Source organism: Photobacterium sp. Alg240-V54 (assembly GCF_900537155.1).
Taxonomy (GTDB): domain Bacteria; phylum Pseudomonadota; class Gammaproteobacteria; order Enterobacterales; family Vibrionaceae; genus Photobacterium.
The window spans coordinates 537,948-559,433 of the sequence record NZ_UNRL01000003.1; the positions used below are offsets into that span (position 1 = coordinate 537,948).

Below are 21,486 nucleotides of genomic sequence, written 5' to 3' on the forward strand. Positions count from 1 at the left end.
GTTGAAAGAAGCTTGAAAAAGCACACTGTAGGTCTATCGCCAAGCGGTAAGGCAACGGCTTTTGATGCCGTCATTCCCTGGTTCGAATCCAGGTAGACCTGCCAMTCTTTAAGAGTATTGATTAAGTTCAGTATTYTGCGTTGGCTACGTAGCTCAGTTGGTTAGAGCACATCACTCATAATGATGGGGTCACAGGTTCGAATCCCGTCGTAGCCACCATTTATTCTTCAATTAAGTATTTACCTATACTTACATTGAAAAATACGATCAGAGAACAACAGTTAKTTATAACTGACAATATGCGGAAGTGGCGGAATTGGTAGACGCACTAGATTTAGGTTCTAGCGCCGCAAGGTGTGAGAGTTCAAGTCTCTCCTTCCGCACCATTCTCTCTGATTTTAAAGTCTTGTTACTACCCAACAAGCATCGCTTATGTAAATAAGCACTGTAGGTCTATCGCCAAGCGGTAAGGCAACGGCTTTTGATGCCGTCATTCCCTGGTTCGAATCCAGGTAGACCTGCCATATTTAGATTAATTGTTGCGACAGTTAATCATTGCGGAAGTGGCGGAATTGGTAGACGCACTAGATTTAGGTTCTAGCGCCGTAAGGTGTGAGAGTTCAAGTCTCTCCTTCCGCACCATTATTCTTTAAATCAGCTTTTTACCAATTACTGATTTAATTAATACTACTAGAGATACAACAGTTATTTATAACTGACAATTTGCGGAAGTGGCGGAATTGGTAGACGCACTAGATTTAGGTTCTAGCGCCGCAAGGTGTGAGAGTTCAAGTCTCTCCTTCCGCACCATTCTCTCTAGTTTGTGAAAAGTCTTATGAAAATAAGCACTGTAGGTCTATCGCCAAGCGGTAAGGCAACGGCTTTTGATGCCGTCATTCCCTGGTTCGAATCCAGGTAGACCTGCCACTCTTTAAGAGTATTGATTAAGTTCAGTATTCTATGTTGGCTACGTAGCTCAGTTGGTTAGAGCACATCACTCATAATGATGGGGTCACAGGTTCGAATCCCGTCGTAGCCACCATTTCTTTTCTGATTTACAGTTAAGAATAAAAATTTGCGGAAGTGGCGGAATTGGTAGACGCACTAGATTTAGGTTCTAGCGCCGTAAGGTGTGAGAGTTCAAGTCTCTCCTTCCGCACCATATTAGAAACCTACTCTTTGAGTAGGTTTTCTTTTATCTGCTAAATGGTAATTACCTGCCTAGCAGACATAAAAAAGCCGCAAACAATATTACTTTGTTTGCGGCTTTTTTATTATCTTCATATATGGATAACCGATTAAATCAGTTCACCACTACTTTTTAATTGGTGAAGATGTTTTAATGTTGCAGCTGACAGCATGATCACCGCCCTTACCGTCATTTGATCTGCAGATAAGCTATCATCCTGTAACTCAGTATTTAAATCATCAAGATAAGGAAATGTGGTATCGACCCCATCTCGTAACTGTATAACCAACGCTTCAATCCCTTGCTCAATCGGCACTTGATAATCAACAATTGCGGGCAATACTACCCCTTTGCGTAGCATCGAAACTAAAATACAAAGATAATGTACCAGCTGATGGTATTGTTCTAATAATTGTTGTTGATAATCACTATCTTCATGGGTACGTTTGGGCTCTTGCTGCATGTCATTAAAAACTAACTCCCAATCATGCTCAGCCATCAACACATTTTTACGGTATCCCATTAAAGTTTGCCGTGCTTGTTCGTCAACAATAAAATCTGCTCGATTATCACCTTTTAACTGACAAAAAGCATAATTAAGTAACACCCCGGCAGTGATTATTCCCTGAGTTGCTTTGTTATTGATGTCGTGACTGCGCCATGCGGCCACAAAAAGCTCATCCCTAATAACACCACCATTGCCCCCACAAAACAATCAATTAAGCGTGGTAACATTAGAGCTAACCCTTGATGAGCAAGTAACTCTAACGCCAGTATCAATACCGCACAGAAACCACCAACAGCCGCTACGTAATAGCGTAAAATCAACGTTAATGATATTGGAACTAACATTAAGGTGATCAATTGCATTGCACCAACGGGTAACCCTGATTTAATCACCACCAGCGCAAACACTAATCCGCCAATAGTACCAATACATCGCTGCCAAACACGGCTTCTGGTCGCGACAAATCCAGGCTGCAATACCAGCACCATGGTTAACACCACCCACTCTGGACGCAATAACTGAAAGTACTGCGCAATGCCAGATCCAACAGCAAAGATGATTCCCATTCGTGCGATATAACGCCAAATAGGGTGACCAAATACAGGCCAACGCCAAGTGAATTCAAATGGCTGAACTTGAAACTGACGTTGGTATAATGGCTTATTATTTTCAATCACCTGCGAGATACGAATAATCGCTCTTCCCCACAGCCGCAATTGTGCATGCGCATCATCAACGGTACTCGCCACGAGAGGTTGCGCTAATGCAGACAACTGATGTTGACACTGGTAGCGACCGCCACTTTGAATTGCTTTAGCTTGACGATATAGGATTTGTTGCGCATGTTGGCTCCACAAGATCAACTGCTGGCGACGAATAGGATCCTCAAACCGAGCTAAGAGTAGTTGATTCGTTGAATGACCAATAATAGCTAATTCAAAAACATCACTTGCAACCTGTAAACTGGCTATCAATGATTGGCGCTTTGCTGTCGCAGTATACGATGCGCTTGATTGAATCGTTTGGCTAAATAAATCAACCAAGCGATGTTTTTGGTTTGATAAAACCGGCAGCAACTCGGCTTCTCCTAATAATATCCGTTGCCTCAATGCAATATAATCCGCTAAGCCATTATAAATAGCAGCCAGGCTTGAGCGTAAGGCTAGATTTTGCCATACCACAAACCACAACCAACTAAACAGCGCAAATATCATCGGGCCGAATAATAATACCGGGAAATTTTGTAGTGGCGAATGTTGATTAAATAAAGAGAAACAAACCGTAGCTAAATAGAGCGAAGAAATACCTAATCGCGTCCAGAATGGACCATTCACAGCAGGAGAGGCAAGTAACATCGCAATAATAGCAAAGCAGAGCCATAACGGTAATGGACTATAAAAAAGCCCCAACGAAAGCGTGATAGCAGCAGTCCACATCACAATCGAGATACCGAGCCGTTGCCATCGTTTAGGACCCGGTTGATCTAGACCGCTTAATAATGCTGCTGGCATGGCAATGATGGCATAAGAGGCTAAATCTAATCGTTCTCCAACCATGCCAAGCACGCCGATCAGAATGATCGCTGCCGAGCCTCTTAATCCCATATTTAACGAAGGGTAATACCACAGTCGCGTTAAAAATCGGCTGATGTTAGTAATAAACAAGGCTTCCTCCTGTGAATTCATCTTTGCCATAACAAAGATGTCACAAACAACAAGCACTATCCAATAAACTTCAATTCAAAAAGAGCCCCCCTTTGCTTTAAATCCCCATCGCGTATTTAAGCACCTGTTTTTTCATAGCACCAGTATGATCTGCAACCCGTAAACTGACATTACGTAGTAGCTTTAATGGTCCAATATTATTGCTAAAAGTACTGTAGAAAAAATCCATACCTGTTTGCATTAACAAATTATCAGGTCGGCGACAACGTTCATAATTCGCCAACACTTGCGGTTGTTGCCAATCACTACCCGCTTGGCTTATTTTATCTAATAAGCAACCAACATCTTTAAAACCCAAATTAACCCCTTGGCCCGCTAAAGGGTTAATGGTATGTGCAGCATCACCTAATAACACCACATTGGGTTTATAGTATGTTTGTGCATGGCGACGGGTTAACGGAAAACTGCCATGATTAAGCACGGTAAACTCGCCTAACTCACTTGGAAAAGTAGCCATGATCTCTGCCTGTAATTGGGCTGCAGGCATAGCTGACAATTGTCGAATACGCGCAGGAGAGTCATACCAAACTAACGATCCTTGATGACCGGCTAACGGCAAAAATGACCGTGGACCAGCAGGCGTAAACTGCTGCCAAGTAATGTCTTGCTGTGGTAACGCCGTTGCAATATTAATCAACATACAATGGTGGCGATAATCCCATGCTGTAATACCAATATTTGCTTGGTGACGTACTTGCGAGTTGGCGCCATCTGCACCGATCAATAAACCACAATTAATCAATCCACCATCATTTAATTCCACCTGATAACCATCATCAATTGCTGTTGCTGCTACCATGGTTGCAGGACACAATAAACTAATATTGTCGTATTGTTCAAATTGCTGCCATAGCGCGAGTTGGATCACGCGATTTTCAACAATATAGCCCAATTGCTGTAGCTGCATTTCATCAGCATTAAAGCGGGTTCGACACTCTGGATGTTCCCATGTTTCAAGCCGCTTAAAAGGACATAAACGCATCGCTAACACCGCTTGCCATGCGCCTAATTGTTCTAATAGTGCGACTGAGTGTGGCGAAATCGCGGACACCCGTAAATCCATCGCTTGCTCAGCAACAAAAGGGGCAGGCGCGTAACCTTCAATAACTGCGACTTCAAATCCTTGCTGAGCTAAACCGATTGCAGCTGCTGCGCCAACCATGCCGCCACCAGCAACAATAACATCATATTGTTCCATCTTTTCACCTGCCTATTATGTCTTGGCTTGTTATTTAGTTATAATCTTGCCAACCATTATGTTGAATAATTGTATAAGAAAACACGCTTAACGGTGTACTCCAATAATGTATTTGCCGTTAACCACCCACTCAGGCCATGGTCTCTCATTGCTGAAAGGAATCAAATCACCATGCTGGCAGGCTTTCGACGCTTTATTGTTAAACTTATTTTATGCGTTCTTATTATACCGATTATATTGATCGTTATTTTTAAATTTATTAATCCCCCCTTTTGGGGCTGGGAAATAAGTCGCGCACTCTTTCCACCTCAAGGTTACCCGACCCAAACCCAGCATCAATGGGTAAATTTGAATCAGATTTCAAAAAATATGCAGTTAGCCGTTATTGCATCGGAAGATCAAACCTTTCCTGAACATCATGGTATTGATCTCCAAGCTACCTTATCGGTACTAGAGCACAGTGGTAAAAATGGTCCTAGTCGCGGCGCAAGTACCATTAGCCAGCAAACTGCCAAGAATGTGTTTTTATTTCCTAGCCATTCTTTTATTCGTAAAGGTATCGAACTGTACTTTTCATTATGGATGGAAGTCATTTGGGGCAAAGATCGTATTTTAGAAACCTATTTAAACGTGATTGAATTTGGACCTGGCATCTATGGTGTTGAAGCAGCGAGTGAGCACTTTTTCCATATTCCCGCCAGTCGTCTTAGCGCTCAACAGGCAGCACAGCTAGCGGCGGTATTGCCTAATCCGTATAAAATAAAAGCCAGCCCAATGAGCAATTATGTTTATCAACGTACTTTATGGATCCGTAAACAAATGCGCCAATTGGGTATGGGGACGCTTGATAAAGTCTATGATGAACAATCACTTTTTAAATCGTTTCACCTTTATCGCTAGCCGCCATCAAAAGACCACAATTTTTTCGGGGTGGTGATGATCTAGTCAGACCGAGTTTAAAGCAGTACAATACGCGGCTTGCTACAGGGCATTACCTGAAAGAAGGTAAAGCAGCCCTGTCAGCCCGTAATCTGAATGTAATGAATCAACACTACGAGCGAAGAGAGATGGCGAAGAAACTGCTGATTAAAACCTGGGGCTGCCAGATGAACGAATATGATTCATCAAAAATGGCCGATCTTCTTAATGCTGCTAATGGCTTCGAGTTAACAGAAATCCCAGAAGAAGCAGATGTTCTGCTACTTAACACCTGTTCGATCCGTGAAAAAGCACAAGAGAAAGTTTTCCATCAGCTAGGCCGCTGGAAAAAACTAAAAGATAAAAAGCCCGATCTTGTGATTGGCGTTGGTGGTTGTGTAGCAACCCAAGAAGGCGATTCAATTCGCAAACGCGCACCTTACGTTGATGTGATCTTTGGCCCACAGACCCTACACCGTTTGCCTGAGATGATTAAACGCTCTCAATCAAATGAAAAAACCGTGATGGATATTTCTTTCCCAGAGATTGAAAAATTCGATAGCTTACCTGAGCCTCGTGCTGATGGCGCAACAGCGTTTGTTTCTATCATGGAAGGTTGTTCTAAGTACTGTACTTACTGTGTTGTACCTTACACCCGTGGTGAAGAAGTTAGCCGTCCTATTGATGACGTATTATTTGAAATTGCGCAACTGGCAGATCAAGGCGTACGTGAAGTTAACCTACTAGGCCAAAATGTTAACGCATTCCGTGGTCCAACTCATGATGGTGAACTTGCGAGCTTTGCAGAACTACTGCGTTTAGTGGCAGCGATTGACGGTATTGACCGCGTACGTTACACAACCAGTCATCCGATTGAATTTACTGATGACATTATTGACGTTTACCAAGATACCCCAGAACTGGTTAATTACTTACACCTACCAGTACAAAGTGGTTCAGATCGTATTCTGACAATGATGAAGCGCCCTCACACGGTGCTTGAATATAAGTCAAAAATCCGTAAATTACGTAAAGTACGTCCAGATATCACCATGAGTTCAGACTTTATTGTCGCGTTCCCTGGCGAATCTGATCAAGATTTCGAAGATACCATGAAGCTTATTCGTGATATCGATTTTGATATTAGTTACAGCTTTATCTTCTCTCCTCGTCCAGGCACGCCTGCCGCAGATTACCCTTGTGATCTGACTGAGGAAGTAAAGAAAGAGCGTCTTTACGCCTTGCAACAACAGCTAAATAGTCAAGCGATGCGCCATGCACGTCAAATGTTAGGCACAGAGCAGCGTATTTTAGTTGAAGGACCATCACGTAAAAATGTTATGGAACTGCGTGGCCGTACTGAAAACAACCGTATTGTGAACTTTGAAGGTTCTGCTGAATTGATTGGTCAATTTGTTGATGTCAAAATCATTGATGTATTTACTAACTCATTGCGTGGCGAACTTGTTCGCACGGAAGCAGAAATGGATCTTCGCGTAGCAATGTCACCAGCTGCAATGATGGCAAAAACCCGCCGTGAAGATGACTTAGGTGTAGGCGTATATACTCCAGAATAATGCGCCACAAAGGCCGTTTCGTTTCCTAGAGACTGCTATATGCATTATTTAAAGTAAACCGCATGCCCTGAAAACATGGTCGCCTACTAATAGGCGACCTTAATGAGAGGCAAACCTTGAGCAAAATAATTACTGTAGAATTTGATTTAGAGCCTGCAAATAATCAGCGTCTATCTAGTCTTTGTGGTCCATTTGACGACAATATCAAACAGTTAGAACGTCGTTTAGGGGTTGAAATCAATCACCGCAGCAACCACTTTAGTGTTGTTGGTCAACCGCACACTGCCGAAGCTGTCACTAATATCATTAAAGATCTCTATGTTGATACGGCTCCCGTACATAACAATATTCCTGATATTGAACCTGATCATATTCATCTGGCGATTAAAGCCTCAGGTGTACTAGAGCAAACGGTAGAAACCACCATTCCCTTTGGTAAAGAAGTTCATATCAAAACCAAAAAAGGGATCATCAAGCCCCGCACGCCCAACCAAGCCCAATACATTGCCAATATTGTCGGCCACGATATTACTTTTGGTGTTGGCCCTGCAGGAACAGGTAAAACTTATCTTGCTGTTGCAGCGGCAGTTGATGCGCTTGAACGCCAAGAAGTGCGTCGTATTCTACTGACCCGTCCGGCAGTTGAAGCGGGTGAAAAATTAGGTTTCTTACCCGGTGATTTAAGCCAAAAAGTCGACCCATATCTACGCCCACTTTATGATGCATTATTTGAAATGCTGGGTTTTGAACGTGTTGAAAAGCTGATTGAACGAAATGTAATTGAAGTCGCACCGTTGGCTTATATGCGCGGCCGTACCCTCAATGATGCATTTATTATTTTAGATGAGAGCCAAAATACTACCGTTGAACAAATGAAAATGTTCCTAACTCGTATTGGCTTTAATTCACGCGCGGTGATCACTGGCGATGTGACTCAGATCGATTTACCACGTGGGGCTCGTTCAGGCCTACGTCATGCAATTGAAGTATTATCCAATGTTGAGGATATTAGCTTTAACTTCTTCTTAGCCAATGATGTTGTGCGCCACCCAGTGGTTGCTCGTATCGTTCAAGCTTATGAAGTATGGGAAAGTGAAGACCAAAAACAACGTAAACAAGCAGAACAACGTCGTCGCACAGAGCAAGAAGCCAAAGAAGCCGCCTTATTCGCTGTGGCAACCGCTGCTAAAATTGAATCACAAAAAGAGTAACTAATGGCGATTTACCTTGATCTACAACTTGCAACAGCTGACGAAGCGGGATTACCAACGGAAGCGCAATTCCAACAATGGCTAAATGCTGCTGTAACACCGTTTCAAGCTGACGCAGAAGTGACAATTCGTCTGGTTGATGAACAAGAAAGTCATGCACTGAATCTTGAATACCGTGGTAAAGATCGTCCAACCAATGTGCTGTCGTTTCCGTTTGAAGCGCCACCAGCCGTTGAAATTGATTTACTGGGCGATTTAATTATTTGTCGTCAAGTGGTCGAAGCCGAAGCTGCTCAACAGCAAAAACCGCTGGATGCGCATTGGGCACATATGGTTGTACACGGCAGTCTGCATCTGCTAGGTTATGATCATATTGAGGATGACGAAGCAGAAGAAATGGAAGCATTAGAGACAGAAATCATGCAAAACATGGGCTTTGTTGATCCTTATATTTCTGAAAAGCAGTAGTAAAAGTAGTAGTATAGCTACATATATTCCGCGGCTTACTAAGCTAAGCCGCATTTCCGTGGCGATGTCCACTTAATTGATAAAGTAAATAATGAACGAAGATAACTCTCCAACAACTGAAGGTCCGAGTAGAAAGTCCTTCTTTGAACGTATTGGCCAATTTTTTCAAGGTGAACCACAAAACCGAGAAGAATTAGTTGAAGTATTCCGTGATTCGGAAGAAAACGATTTGATAGATCATGACACTCGCGACATGCTCGAAGGTGTGATGGAAATAGCCGAAATGCGTGTGCGGGATATTATGATTCCACGCTCACAAATGACGACTGTCGAGCGTTCTCAGAAGTTAGAAGATCTGATTGATTTAATTGTTGAAGCCCAACACTCTCGCTACCCTGTTATTAGTGATGATAAAGACCATGTTGAAGGCATTTTATTAGCCAAAGACTTACTGCGTTATTTATTACCTGATAGTGAGCCTTTTGATATCGATAAAGTATTACGCCCTGCTGTTGTTGTACCGGAAAGTAAGCGTGTCGATCGATTATTAAAAGAGTTCCGCGAAAAACGCTACCATATGGCAATTGTGGTTGATGAGTTTGGTGGGGTATCTGGTGTTATTACGATTGAAGATATTCTTGAGCAAATTGTTGGCGAAATCGAAGACGAATTTGACGACGAAGAAGAGCAAGATGTTCGCCAGTTAAGTAAACATACTTACGCTGTAAAAGCATTAACAACCATTGAAGATTTCAATGAACTATTCCAAACCTCATTCTGTGATGAAGAAGTCGATACCGTCGGCGGACTTGTAATGATGAGTTTTGGTCACTTGCCATCGCGCGGTGAAGTCGTTGAAGTTAATGGTTATTCATTTAAAGTGACCTCGTCTGATAACCGCCGCATTATCCAGTTACAAGTAACGGTACCAGATGAAGCATTTCAACCTACCATTACTCCGTAAATGATGACAAAAAAAACACTCATCTTGTTGGGACAGTTGCTTGCAGCTGTCCCTGCGGGCGCAATTGCAACCTTGTCTTTTGCCCCTTATGACTACGCATTTATTGCTCCATTAACATTGATTCTGTTTTTATTTTTATTACAGAAACAATCTCCTAAACGTTCAGCATTGATTGGCTTTTTTTATGGCTTAGGCATGTTTGGTACTGGCATCAGCTGGGTACATGTCAGCATTGATACCTTTGGTGGTATGCCTAAAATTGCCAGTATGTTCTTAATGGTATTACTGATTAGCTATCTTGCGCTTTATCCGGCGCTCTTTGGCTATTTATTTAATCGCTTTAACCGTCAACGTCCTTTCCATCAATTATTGCTTTCAGGCCCTGTTATTTGGCTGGTACTTGATTGGGTTCGAGGTTGGCTGTTTACTGGTTTTCCATGGTTGTGGATGGGCTATAGCCAACTCAATACCCCCTTGGCACACTTTGCACCGATCTTAGGTGTCGAAGGCATTACCCTCGCGTTGATGCTTATCTCTGGCTCAATTGTTGCAACCATTTATTACCGTAATTGGCGTCCCTTACTGGTTGCTATTTTAGTGGCGATCTTAGCGCTATTAGCCGCTATTCCACAGTGGGTTAAACCCGATCCTAAACACAGTGTTACTGTGGCTCTGATCCAAGGCAATATCTCTCAAGAAGAAAAATGGCTGCCAAGTCACCGTTGGCCAACGTTGATGAAATATATGGATCTGACTCGCGACAATTGGGGTTCTGATCTTATTATTTGGCCCGAGGCTGCTATTCCTGCACTTGAAGAAGATATTCCAACCTTCTTACAAAATCTCGATGCTGCTGCACGTGCTAATAACAGCACCGTGATCACCGGTATTTTAGATCAAAAAGCCGATGGCGAATTTTTCAATAATATTTTGACACTAGGTGTCGATGCCGACGGCCCGTATAACTACAACACCGCAACCCGTTACACTAAACATCACCTATTACCTTTTGGTGAATTTGTACCGTTCGCGAGTATTCTACGTCCGTTAGCGCCGTTTTTTAACCTACCGATGTCGTCATTTAGTCGTGGTGCTTATATTCAACCAAATATTCAAGCTCATGGTTACTCTATTGCGCCAGCACTGTGCTACGAAATTGCTTTTGGTGAGCAGATTCGCGAGAACATTACCAAAGAAACAGAGTTATTACTGACCTTGTCTAATGATGCTTGGTTTGGTCGTTCAATCGGACCGTTCCAGCACATGGAAATTGCTCAAATGCGGGCGCTTGAGTTTGGTAAACCTTTGTTACGTGGAACAAATACGGGGATTACTGCCGTGGTTGACCATAATGGTCATATCACTAAAGAATTACCACAATTTGTCACAGGGGTATTAAAAGATAAAGTGATTCCAACCATTGGAATGACACCTTATACTACCTTAGGCAGTTGGCCATTATACGGTTACTGTTTATGGGCACTCGCATTATCTTGGCTACTCATTCGGCGTAAACGCGGACATTTCCGTGACTTACGCTCAACAGAAAAAGAATAAACTCTAAGGTGAAGTTAATAACTTCACCTTTTTTTTTGCGGCTAATTTGTTAAAGTTTTATGATAAATAACCGCTGCAACTTCGCAGGTCTTAACCATCTATGGCAACGATAAGGAACAACAGATGAAAGCACCATACAAATTATTTATTAGCGTATGTTCATTATTGATGCTGATGCTATCAACCCAAGCACTTGCTCAAGAGCAACAAAATGACACTAAAGATGCATTAGCCCATTTTTACAAGTCCCCACAAACACAACCTTTTTTCCATTCTGCTTATGGATATGCTGTTTTTCCATCTGTGGGTAAAGGTGGTTTTTGGGTTGGTGGTGCTTACGGCTCTGGCGTGGTATTTAAAGCCAATAAAGCGATGGGATTTGCTAAGTTATACCAGCTATCGATTGGATTACAATTTGGTGGCCAAGCCTTTAGCGAAATTTTATTCTTTCAAGATAAGCGTGCTTATGATCGCTTTGTTGAAGGAGGCCTAGAATTAGATGCTCAAGCCTCTGCGGTAGCCTTAGATGAAGGCGCATCGGCTAAAGTCGGTACCGCAGGTGCAGGTATGCATGCGGGTAGTGATTATATGACCAAAAGCTACATCAATGGTGTTGCTATCTTTACTCGTACCAAGGGTGGCGCAATGATTGAAGCATCGTTGGCAGGTCAAAAATTCACTTATGAACCAATGACAGCAGCGACGCGTGAAATCAAAGGCTATGACCACGTTTTGCCTGAATTTAATCAAGACTATCAGCCAACTCAAGCGGCACCTCAGCAACAGCAGCAACTGCAAAAACCGGCTACTACTATTAAGCCTGCAGATTCTGCCGTCGTGGTAGATACCATTGAGCAACCAGACTACTAAACAATAAGTTAAATAATAAAAAAACGCAGCGTTAATAGCGCTGCGTTTTTAATTGCGATAAATCACACGACCCATTATGGGTTTAATGGCAAACGCGAAAATTGCTTACAGCCACATTTGACACAGGGTTCAATGCGTGTCACATGGGTGATCATTTGAGTATGACCACATTGCTCACAGACTAAATTACCTAATCCAACCAGTTCACCCGCCTGATAAACACCTTTATGTTGAATATCTTCCATTACTTCAATCCACTCTAGTTGAGTCTTATCAGTAATCTCTGCTAAATTTTTCCAAATACTTTCACTAACTAACTTATAAAATGGACTTTCACTGAAAGGTTCTGAGCTATTTTTCACTTCTTCAGTAAACGTTTTTAGATCGCTTTTGACATAAGCTTCCACTAATGACAATTCATCTTTGGTCATATCACTAGCCGCTTTACCATAAAGCTCGGTCGTTTTAAGATCATTTTTGATATACGCTTCAATCAACGCCAGCTCATCTTTGGTCATATCACTGGCCGCTTTACCATAAAGCTCGGTCATTCTAAAAAACTTCTTTAGCTCTTCTGGACTATGCTTAAGCGCTTCAGTTACTTTTTCTAATACTGCTTCATACTGCTTTTGTTGCTTAGTCATGGGATTAATCCTCAGCCAATGTGCGAAATAATTACGTAATTACGTCCAAATACAAGATTAAGGTCGTCGAATCGCTATCAGCTATTGTTGACACCTTTACCTTTGGTTATCCTATGTCGATTACAATGAATGTGTTTGTATTAAACTCACAAAATTCTGGATGTCATCGATGCAAGAACAATATCGTCCACAGGACATTGAACAAAAAGTTCAAGAACATTGGGATAACAATAAGACCTTTGTTGTTAGTGAAGATCCTAATAAAGAAAAATTCTACTGTCTCTCTATGTTCCCGTACCCAAGTGGTCGCTTGCACATGGGTCACGTGCGTAACTACACTATCGGTGATGTTATCTCTCGCTACCAACGCTTACAAGGCAAAAATGTCATGCAGCCAATTGGTTGGGATGCATTTGGTCTTCCAGCAGAGAACGCAGCAGTAAAAAATAACACCGCACCTGCGCCGTGGACCTACGAAAATATCGAATACATGAAGAACCAACTTAAACTATTAGGTTTTGGTTACGATTGGAGCCGTGAATTCGCAACCTGTACGCCTGAGTACTACCGTTGGGAACAAGAGTTCTTTACTAAACTGTACAACAAAGGCTTAGTTTACAAGAAAACATCTTCTGTGAACTGGTGCCCTAATGACCAAACAGTACTGGCTAACGAGCAAGTAGAAGACGGTTGTTGCTGGCGTTGTGATACCCCTGTTGAACAAAAAGAGATTCCACAGTGGTTCATTAAAATTACTGAGTACGCACAAGAACTGCTTGACGATCTTGATACCCTTGATGGCTGGCCTGAGATGGTTAAGACCATGCAGCGTAACTGGATCGGTCGTTCTGAAGGTGTTGAGCTAACGTTTAACGTTAAAGGTCAAGACGATCTAGAAGTGTACACGACTCGTCCAGATACTCTAATGGGTGTTACTTTTGTTAGCATTGCAGCAGGTCACCCTCTGGCTGCAAAAGCGGCTGAAAATAACCCAGCCCTAGCAACCTTTATCGATGAGTGCCGTAACACCAAAGTTGCAGAAGCTGAACTTGCAACCATGGAAAAGAAAGGCATGGACACTGGCTTAATCGCTATCCATCCTCTTGATGGCCGTGAAGTACCAGTCTACGTTGCTAACTTCGTATTAATGGATTATGGCACAGGTGCGGTAATGGCAGTTCCTGCTCACGATCAACGTGACTTTGAATTTGCAACTAAATACAACATCGACATCATGGCGGTTATTAAGCCAGAAGACGGTAGTGAGTGTGATATCTCTGAAGCGGCATACACTGAAAAAGGTATTCTGTTCAATTCAGGTGAATTTGACGGCCTAAACTTCCAACAAGCGTTTGATGCGATTGCAACTGAGCTTGAAACACAAGGCAAAGGCAAGAAAACCGTTAACTTCCGTCTACGTGACTGGGGTGTTTCTCGTCAACGTTACTGGGGTGCACCAATCCCAATGGTAACCACTGAAGACGGTCAAGTTCACCCAGTACCTGCAGATCAACTACCAGTGATTCTGCCTGAAGACGTGGTAATGGATGGCGTAACCAGTCCAATTAAAGCAGATAAAGAGTGGGCAAAAACCACCTTTAATGGCGAGCCAGCATTACGCGAAACAGATACCTTTGATACTTTTATGGAGTCATCTTGGTACTACGCACGTTACTGTTCACCACAAGCAGATGATATTCTTGATCCAGCTAAGGCGAACTACTGGCTACCAGTTGATCAATATGTGGGTGGTATTGAGCACGCGTGTATGCACCTATTGTACTCACGTTTCTTCCACAAATTGCTTCGTGATGCAGGTTACGTAACCTCTGACGAACCATTTAAGCAACTACTGTGTCAAGGCATGGTATTGGCTGATGCGTTCTTCTACACCACAGAAAAAGGTGGTAAAGAGTGGGTTGCACCAACAGATGTTACTGTTGAGCGTGATGGCAAAGGTCGTATTACTGCTGCTGTTGATTCTCAAGGTCACAACGTTGAGCACTCAGGCATGATCAAAATGTCTAAGTCTAAAAACAATGGTATCGACCCACAAGAAATGGTCGACAAATACGGCGCAGATACTGTACGTCTATTTATGATGTTTGCATCACCTGCTGACATGACACTTGAATGGCAAGAATCTGGCGTTGAAGGTGCTAACCGCTTCCTTAAACGTGTTTGGAAACTTGTACGTGAACATGCAGAAAAAGGTCAAGCGACTGCCGTTGATACCGCAGCATTAAGCAGCGATCAAAAAGCACTGCGTCGTGATATCCATAAAACAATTGCTAAAGTAAGCGATGATATTGGTCGTCGTCAGACATTCAATACTGCGATTGCTGCAATCATGGAATTAATGAACAAGCTTGCTAAAGCGCCACAAGAATCAGTACAAGATCGTGCTATTCTTGATGAAGCATTAAAAGCAATTGTAACGATGCTTTACCCAATGACACCGCATATCTGTTTTGAAATGTGGCAAGCACTAGGTCAAACAGACATTGACCATGCAGCATGGCCACAAGCTGATGCCGCGGCATTGGTTGAAGATGAAAAACTGATTATTGTGCAAGTTAACGGTAAACTACGTGCTAAATTAACCGTAGCGGCAGATGCAACCAAAGAGCAAGTAGAAGCACTTGCTATGGCAGAAGAAGGCGTAACACGCTTTACTGATGGCAATACCGTACGTAAAGTTATTTATGTACCAGGTAAACTGCTGAATATCGTAGCAAACTAATCAAGGTTACTGTGTTAGCTCGACTAACATGACAATAACCTCAAGATCCCCGCTTTTGCGGGGATCTTTATAATTACAGTCATCTTTAATTTTGCGCCTAGCGCACCTTCTTTTATTTCAAGGAGCTGACTTTCGTGAAAAGTTTTTTCTCGGCCAACAGCCTAACTCGACTACTTATCATTACTCTTCTCGCGCTTACAACAGCTTCTTGTGGTTTTCACCTTCGTGGTAACTACATGCTACCTGAGGGAATCGCTAAATTATCATTAACAAGTTTTGACCCCTACGGTAAATTAACTCGTATGGTGAAATACCAATTTAAACTGCATGGTATTGAAGAAGTAAAACCTGCAGCAACAGTACCAAACCTGAATATTACCAGTGAATCAACTGGTGATAGTACGTTATCGTTATACCAAAATAACGGTAAAGCAGAATACGACTTAACCTTAACCGTTAACTATACCGTCACTATTCCAAATCAAGGTATTGAGCAATTTAGTACTAAAGTTACGCGTACTTTCTTAGATAACCCACTATCAGCATTAGCAAAATCTGTAGAGCGTGATGAGTTAATTGATGTAATGCGTGAACAAGCAGCGCAACAAATCATGCGCAAACTTGCACGTCTAACCACTGTCTTTAATAAGATGGAAGAAGATAAATTAAATGCAGAATTAAACCATATTTTGCAGAAGCAAAAAGTTTCAATCAAAGATGGCAGTACAACCACCATCACTACCACACCTGCGGTTATACATAAAAAACAAGATCACAACGCGCAATGAGAGTCTACCCAGAACAACTGACGCAGCAGCTAACAAAAGGCCTGCGTCAGGCTTATTTACTGTTTGGTAATGAGCTGTTATTAAAACAAGAAGCGGGCGATAGTATTAAGCATATCGCCCAGCAACAAGGCTTTCTCGAACGCCATGCTTTTACTATCGACAATAGTATCGATTGGAATGCAGTGTTAGATTGCTGCCAGGCGATGAGCTTATTTTCAGCACAACAAATTATCGAACTTGAAATTGCCGAAACAGGCTTAAATGCCAATCAAGCCAAAGCATTAGTTGAAGTTATTAACGCCCTTCATCCTGATATTTTATTAATACTTACCGGCCCTAGAATTAATAAAAAACAAGAAACGACCAAATGGTTTAAAGCGCTTGATAATATTGGTTTGTATGTACCATGTAATACGCCTGATCCACGCCAAATGCCGCGCTTTATTCAAAGCCGCTGTCAGCAATTAGGCTTAAAGCCCGATCATGAATCGGTACAAATGTTAGCCCAATGGCATGAAGGTAATTTACTGGCATTATCGCAAAGCTTACATAAATTAGTGTTGCTTTACCCTGATGGCATACTGACGATAGTACGCTTGCAAGAAGCATTAAGTCGCCATAATCACTACACCCCATTTCAATTGATTGACGCGCTATTAGCCGGACAAGCAAAACGCAGCCAGCGAATATTACGTCAATTGCAAGCTGAAGGGGTTGAAGCAACGATTTTATTGCGTACGTTGCAACGAGAACTAACTCAGCTATATAAAATGCAAGAAATGGGTAAAAAAGGTACCCCTTTAAACCTCATTTTTGAGCAATTTAGAGTGTGGCAAAATCGTCGTGAAATGTATATTGGCGCATTACATCGACTACCACTAGCAACCTTAGTGACTATTATTCGCCAGCTAACGTTATTGGAAATTCAAGTCAAAACTGACTATGACACTCAACCATGGTCAGCCTTGAGTTGCTTATGCGCAGAAATGTGTGGTGTTCCAACCCATTTACAACTGATGAAGTAGTCTCAATACAGGTCAAAATCGCGACTTTTTACTTATTTGAACTAAATCGTCCAACAAACATGTGAAAAAATACCGTCTGAACCTTGTCCTCTTATCGCGGTCTGATAAGAGCATGGTATACTGCGGCACAATTCATGGTCAGTATGTCTATTTGACATTACCGATGCTACTTATAGCGTCATTCGGCCACTACTATACTAACACTCAAGTGAGGGAATCCCTTTGCAGGTACAAGAACTACACGATTTCATTGTTGATAAAATTGACGACATTAAAGCACAAGATATCGTAACTATTGATGTTCGCGGTAAATCAAGCATCACCGATTTTATGGTTATCTGTACAGGTACATCTAACCGTCACGTGGCATCTATCGCTGATCACGTAAACAAAGAATCTAAATTAGTTGATTTTCCTCCATTCGGCATCAGTGGCGAAAAAGAAGGTCAATGGGTTATCGTTGATATGGGCAATGTTATGCTGCATATCATGCAAGAAGATGCACGTGAGCTATACCAACTGGAGAAGCTTTGGAGCTAATTGGTCATGAAGCTTCAACTGATTGCTGTTGGTACTAAAATGCCAAAGTGGGTTGAGGAAGGTTATAAAGAATATAGCCGCCGCTTCCCCAAAGATATGCCACTGGAATTAATTGAAATTCCAGCAGGAAAGCGTGGCAAAAACGCTGATATTCCTCGCATTCTGCAAAAAGAAGGCGAGGCAATGTTAGCTGCAGTTGCGAAAGGCAACCGTATTGTCACACTGGATATTCCCGGTAAACGCTGGGATACCGGACAATTGGCACAACAATTGGATGCATGGAAACTAGATGGCCGCGATGTCTCAATTTTGATCGGCGGACCAGAAGGACTTTCTCCTGCATGTAAAGCAGCGGCAGAACAAAGCTGGTCATTATCACCACTTACACTACCACACCCATTAGTGCGTGTGGTAATGGCAGAAAGCTTATACCGTGCATGGAGTGTCACGGCTAACCATCCGTACCACAGGGAATAATCATCAATGAGACAAAAGCGAACCCAGATCCGCGATCATCGCGCTGAGTCGGCACTGTTTTTTCGTCGAGCTCTTGTCTCATTTATTGGTATAGCCATACTTGTAGGCCTGCTGCTATTCAATCTATTTCACATTCAGGTTGAGCAGCATCAGGACTATCAAACCCGCTCCAATGATAACCGCATTAAAATTGTCCCCGTCTCCCCTAACCGCGGCTTAATTTACGACCGTAACGGGGTGATATTAGCTGAAAACAGACCTATCTACAGCCTTGAAATCACGCTAGAAAAGGTCTCTGAACTTGATCAAACTTTTGCCGATTTAAAACAGATCATGGGCATTACTGATGAAGACATTGCTAATTTTCAAAAAGAACGTCGCCGTACCCGTCGCTTTAAATCAGTGCCTATTCTAGATCATCTCAATGAAAAGCAAGTTGCACTGTTTGCTGTTAATCAACATCGTCTTCCTGGTGTAGAAGTTAAAGCGCACCTAAAACGTTATTATCCTTATGGTGATGCCTTAACGCACGTTCTAGGTTATGTCGCTAAAATTAACGATCGTGACCTTAAAAAACTTGATAAAGCAGGACAACTCAGTAATTACAAAGCCACTCGTGATATGGGTAAGCTCGGTCTTGAGCGTTATTATGAAGAGCTGTTACACGGCACATCTGGCTATCAAGAAGTTGAAGTAAATAGCCGTGGCCGCGTTATTCGCACTTTAAAATATATTCCGCCGATTCCAGGTAAAGATATCAAGATCAATATTGATATTAAGCTTCAGCAATATGTTCAAAACTTATTGACTGAACGTAAAATTGATCCTGAAACCGGCAAAGAGATCATTAAACACAAACGCGGCTCAATTGTGGTGTTAGATCCTAAAGATGATGCGATTTTAGCCATGGTCTCAAGCCCTAGTTATGATCCCAATTTATTTGTGCGCGGCATCTCAAGTAAAAAATACAACGCGTTATTAAATAACCCTGATCGACCATTGGTTAACCGCGTCACGCTTGGCATTTATCCGCCGGCATCGACGGTTAAACCATTAATCGCTGTCGCGGCATTAACCGAAGGTGTTATTACCCCCAACACCACCCGTAATGATCCCGGTTGGTGGCAAATTCCTAATTCAACCAGCCGTAAATTCCGTGACTGGTTACGTTGGGGTCACGGCCGAGTCAATATCTATAAGGCGATTGAAGAGTCAGTCGATACTTACTTCTATCAAGTTGCCTATGATATGGGCATTGATCGACTCTCAACGTGGATGAACAAATTTGGTTATGGTGAATACACCGGCATTGATATTCACGAAGAAAGTAAAGCCAATATGCCAACCCGTGAGTGGAAACAAACACGCCATAAGCGCCCTTGGTATCAAGGCGATACTATTCCTGTCGGGATTGGACAAGGGTATTGGACCGCGACACCATTACAAATAGCCAAAGCAACCTCAGTGTTAGTCAACAGTGGTGTTGTTCATCGCCCACACCTACTTAAAAATATCATTGATAACAAAGTAGAAGCACCGGCTGAATTTGAAAACTTTCCACCGATTACAGGTGTAACCCCTCAAACGTGGGAAATCGCCCGTGAAGGAATGCACCGAGTATTGTATGGCAGTCGTGGTACTGCACGTAAAGCATTTTACGATACCCCTTACCAAGCAGGTGGCAAGTCAGGCTCTGCCCAAGTATTTGGTTTAGCAGAAAATCAAAAATATAATGCCGATGAGCTTGAAGAGCATTTACGTGATCATGCACTCTTTACCGCTTTTGCACCATTTGAAAAACCTCAGGTTGTAGTCGCGATGGTACTAGAAAATGCCGGTGGTGGTTCAAGTAATGGTGGACCTATTGCACGCCAAATATTTGATCATATGCTGATAGAATCTCCTGCCGATATACCGTCACCGGTAATGCCACCAATAAAAGCAACCGCAGAGGTACGTTAATGAGCATCATGGCAACAACGGGGCAAAAGCCAACACTAAGTGATCGCTTACATATCGATATTCCGTTGTTATTAGGCTTACTCGCTATCATGAGTTTCTCATTAGTGATCATGTACAGTGCCAGTGGCCAAAGTATGCCAATGATGGAACGCCAAGCGATAAGAATGGGATTATCGCTTGGAGTAATGTTGTTATTAGCCCAAATCGCACCGCGTCACTATGAAGCATGGGCACCGTATTTATTTGGTATCGGCTTAGTGATGCTGATGAGTGTGCTTTCATTTGGAGAGGTTTCTAAAGGTGCACAGCGGTGGCTTAATTTAGGCTTTATTCGTTTTCAACCATCAGAACTGATAAAACTGGCGGTGCCATTAATGGTGGCGCGTTTTATTGGTAACCGCCCGTTACCCCCCGCTTTTCGACATATTTTTATTGCGTTAGTGATGATTTTTACTCCCACCATCTTAATTGCTAAGCAACCTGACCTTGGTACATCAATTTTGATCGCCGCATCGGGGATATTTGTTCTGTTTCTGTCAGGAATTAGCTGGCGAGTGATAATTGGTGCATTGGTATTACTCGGTGCCTTTATTCCTGTGTTATGGTTCTTCCTGATGCATGACTATCAACGCACAAGAGTAATGACCTTATTTAATCCTGAGTCAGACCCTCTTGGTGCTGGATATCATATTATTCAATCAAAGATAGCCATTGGTTCAGGAGGAATCACTGGTAAAGGCTGGCTTCATGGTACGCAATCACAATTAGAATTTGTTCCTGAACGTAATACTGACTTCATTTTCGCGGTGATTGCCGAGGAGTGGGGATTAGCAGGTGTTATTGGTTTATTAGCAATGTATTTATTTGTGCTTGGACGTGGATTGTTACTAGCAAGCCGTGCTCAAACTGCATTTGGGCGAATGATGGCCGGCAGTATCGTACTCAGCTTCTTTGTTTATATTTTTGTTAATATCGGAATGGTAAGTGGATTATTGCCTGTTGTAGGTGTTCCACTTCCCTTAGTCAGTTATGGTGGTACCTCAATGGTTACTCTTATGGCTGGTTTTGGTATTCTGATGTCTATTCACACTCATCGAAAAATGTTGTCTAAGGCGACCTAATA

At 42.4% G+C, this 21,486-nt stretch carries 18 protein-coding genes and 9 tRNA genes; 23 read left to right on the forward strand and 4 right to left on the reverse strand.

Translation table 11 applies throughout. From position 1 onward, the window contains the following. Positions 1 to 29: 29 nt before the first annotated feature. The 9 genes from G6R09_RS11445 (at position 30) to G6R09_RS11485 (ending at position 1,162) form a co-directional block, all read left to right on the forward strand. Positions 30 to 104: transfer RNA gene (locus G6R09_RS11445), tRNA-Gln, on the forward strand. Between the two features lie 38 nt (positions 105 to 142). After that, a tRNA-Met gene (locus G6R09_RS11450) sits at positions 143 to 219 on the forward strand. 82 nt (positions 220 to 301) lie between these two features. After that, a tRNA-Leu gene (locus G6R09_RS11455) sits at positions 302 to 386 on the forward strand. 63 nt (positions 387 to 449) lie between these two features. Then, positions 450 to 524, forward strand: a tRNA-Gln gene (locus G6R09_RS11460). A 33-nt stretch (positions 525 to 557) separates the two neighbouring features. Further along, positions 558 to 642 (forward strand) — tRNA-Leu (locus G6R09_RS11465). Positions 643 to 725: 83 nt separating this feature from the next. Then, positions 726 to 810: transfer RNA gene (locus tag G6R09_RS11470), tRNA-Leu, on the forward strand. Between the two features lie 42 nt (positions 811 to 852). Further along, positions 853 to 927: transfer RNA gene (locus G6R09_RS11475), tRNA-Gln, on the forward strand. Between the two features lie 38 nt (positions 928 to 965). Further along, positions 966 to 1,042 (forward strand) — tRNA-Met (locus G6R09_RS11480). A 35-nt stretch (positions 1,043 to 1,077) separates the two neighbouring features. Further along, positions 1,078 to 1,162, forward strand: a tRNA-Leu gene (locus G6R09_RS11485). Between the two features lie 136 nt (positions 1,163 to 1,298). Here G6R09_RS11485 and G6R09_RS11490 read toward each other — a convergent pair. The 3 genes from G6R09_RS11490 to G6R09_RS11500 all read right to left on the reverse strand — a co-directional run bounded on the left by G6R09_RS11490 (position 1,299) and on the right by G6R09_RS11500 (position 4,619). After that, positions 1,299 to 1,859: a hypothetical protein gene (locus G6R09_RS11490; RefSeq protein ID WP_163922490.1), complete on the reverse strand. Its 561-nt coding sequence runs from the start codon at positions 1,857 to 1,859 to the stop codon at positions 1,299 to 1,301. Further along, positions 1,808 to 3,382 (reverse strand): FUSC family protein, encoded by a 1,575-nt coding sequence (locus G6R09_RS11495; protein ID WP_163922493.1) that lies wholly within the window; start codon positions 3,380 to 3,382, stop codon positions 1,808 to 1,810. The genes G6R09_RS11490 and G6R09_RS11495 overlap by 52 nt, the downstream gene beginning before the upstream one ends. Positions 3,383 to 3,458: 76 nt before the next feature. Further along, entirely contained in the window at positions 3,459 to 4,619 is a 1,161-nt protein-coding gene (locus G6R09_RS11500) for a 2-octaprenyl-3-methyl-6-methoxy-1,4-benzoquinol hydroxylase (RefSeq protein WP_065169041.1), read from the reverse strand. Between the two features lie 171 nt (positions 4,620 to 4,790). Between G6R09_RS11500 and mtgA the strand changes: the two genes are divergently transcribed. From mtgA to G6R09_RS11535, 7 genes are all read left to right on the forward strand, one after another. Beyond that, a complete protein-coding gene (mtgA, locus tag G6R09_RS11505; RefSeq protein WP_065169042.1) occupies positions 4,791 to 5,519 on the forward strand; it encodes a monofunctional biosynthetic peptidoglycan transglycosylase in 729 nt (242 codons plus the stop codon). A 167-nt stretch (positions 5,520 to 5,686) separates the two neighbouring features. Continuing rightward, a complete protein-coding gene (gene miaB, locus G6R09_RS11510; RefSeq protein ID WP_065169043.1) occupies positions 5,687 to 7,114 on the forward strand; it encodes a tRNA (N6-isopentenyl adenosine(37)-C2)-methylthiotransferase MiaB in 1,428 nt (475 codons plus the stop codon). Between the two features lie 116 nt (positions 7,115 to 7,230). Next, positions 7,231 to 8,325, forward strand: a complete 1,095-nt coding sequence (locus G6R09_RS11515) for a PhoH family protein (protein WP_065169044.1) — start codon at positions 7,231 to 7,233, stop codon at positions 8,323 to 8,325. Between the two features lie 3 nt (positions 8,326 to 8,328). Further along, entirely contained in the window at positions 8,329 to 8,793 is a 465-nt protein-coding gene (gene ybeY, locus G6R09_RS11520) for an rRNA maturation RNase YbeY (protein ID WP_087846622.1), read from the forward strand. Between the two features lie 91 nt (positions 8,794 to 8,884). Then, complete coding sequence (gene corC / locus G6R09_RS11525) at positions 8,885 to 9,757, forward strand: CNNM family magnesium/cobalt transport protein CorC (protein ID WP_163922496.1); 873 nt, start codon at positions 8,885 to 8,887, stop codon at positions 9,755 to 9,757. A gap of 3 nt (positions 9,758 to 9,760) precedes the next feature. Beyond that, positions 9,761 to 11,314, forward strand: a complete 1,554-nt coding sequence (gene lnt, locus G6R09_RS11530) for an apolipoprotein N-acyltransferase (RefSeq protein WP_065176796.1) — start codon at positions 9,761 to 9,763, stop codon at positions 11,312 to 11,314. A gap of 123 nt (positions 11,315 to 11,437) precedes the next feature. Further along, the gene (locus G6R09_RS11535; protein WP_163922499.1) at positions 11,438 to 12,184 is read left to right on the forward strand and encodes a lipid-binding SYLF domain-containing protein; all 747 of its coding nucleotides are present in this window, start codon (positions 11,438 to 11,440) and stop codon (positions 12,182 to 12,184) included. 74 nt (positions 12,185 to 12,258) lie between these two features. Here the strand turns inward: G6R09_RS11535 and G6R09_RS11540 are convergent, their stop codons facing one another. Further along, a complete protein-coding gene (locus G6R09_RS11540; RefSeq protein WP_065169049.1) occupies positions 12,259 to 12,828 on the reverse strand; it encodes a hypothetical protein in 570 nt (189 codons plus the stop codon). Between the two features lie 169 nt (positions 12,829 to 12,997). On the opposite strand from G6R09_RS11540, the gene leuS reads away from it, so the two are divergent. From leuS to rodA, 7 genes are all read left to right on the forward strand, one after another. Then, complete coding sequence (gene leuS, locus G6R09_RS11545) at positions 12,998 to 15,571, forward strand: leucine--tRNA ligase (protein ID WP_163922502.1); 2,574 nt, start codon at positions 12,998 to 13,000, stop codon at positions 15,569 to 15,571. Between the two features lie 134 nt (positions 15,572 to 15,705). Beyond that, the gene (lptE, locus tag G6R09_RS11550; protein ID WP_065169051.1) at positions 15,706 to 16,359 is read left to right on the forward strand and encodes an LPS assembly lipoprotein LptE; all 654 of its coding nucleotides are present in this window, start codon (positions 15,706 to 15,708) and stop codon (positions 16,357 to 16,359) included. Beyond that, positions 16,356 to 17,384: a DNA polymerase III subunit delta gene (holA, locus tag G6R09_RS11555; protein WP_163922505.1), complete on the forward strand. Its 1,029-nt coding sequence runs from the start codon at positions 16,356 to 16,358 to the stop codon at positions 17,382 to 17,384. The genes lptE and holA overlap by 4 nt, the downstream gene beginning before the upstream one ends. Before the next feature lie 222 nt (positions 17,385 to 17,606). Next, the gene (rsfS, locus tag G6R09_RS11560) at positions 17,607 to 17,924 is read left to right on the forward strand and encodes a ribosome silencing factor (protein WP_061000177.1); all 318 of its coding nucleotides are present in this window, start codon (positions 17,607 to 17,609) and stop codon (positions 17,922 to 17,924) included. A gap of 6 nt (positions 17,925 to 17,930) precedes the next feature. Next, on the forward strand, positions 17,931 to 18,401 hold the full coding sequence (gene rlmH / locus G6R09_RS11565) for a 23S rRNA (pseudouridine(1915)-N(3))-methyltransferase RlmH (protein ID WP_163922506.1): 471 nt from the start codon (positions 17,931 to 17,933) through the stop codon (positions 18,399 to 18,401). A gap of 6 nt (positions 18,402 to 18,407) precedes the next feature. Continuing rightward, positions 18,408 to 20,363 (forward strand): penicillin-binding protein 2, encoded by a 1,956-nt coding sequence (gene mrdA / locus G6R09_RS11570; RefSeq protein WP_065169054.1) that lies wholly within the window; start codon positions 18,408 to 18,410, stop codon positions 20,361 to 20,363. Further along, positions 20,363 to 21,484: a rod shape-determining protein RodA gene (gene rodA / locus G6R09_RS11575; RefSeq protein WP_163922509.1), complete on the forward strand. Its 1,122-nt coding sequence runs from the start codon at positions 20,363 to 20,365 to the stop codon at positions 21,482 to 21,484. The genes mrdA and rodA overlap by 1 nt, the downstream gene beginning before the upstream one ends. Positions 21,485 to 21,486: the final 2 nt, after the last annotated feature.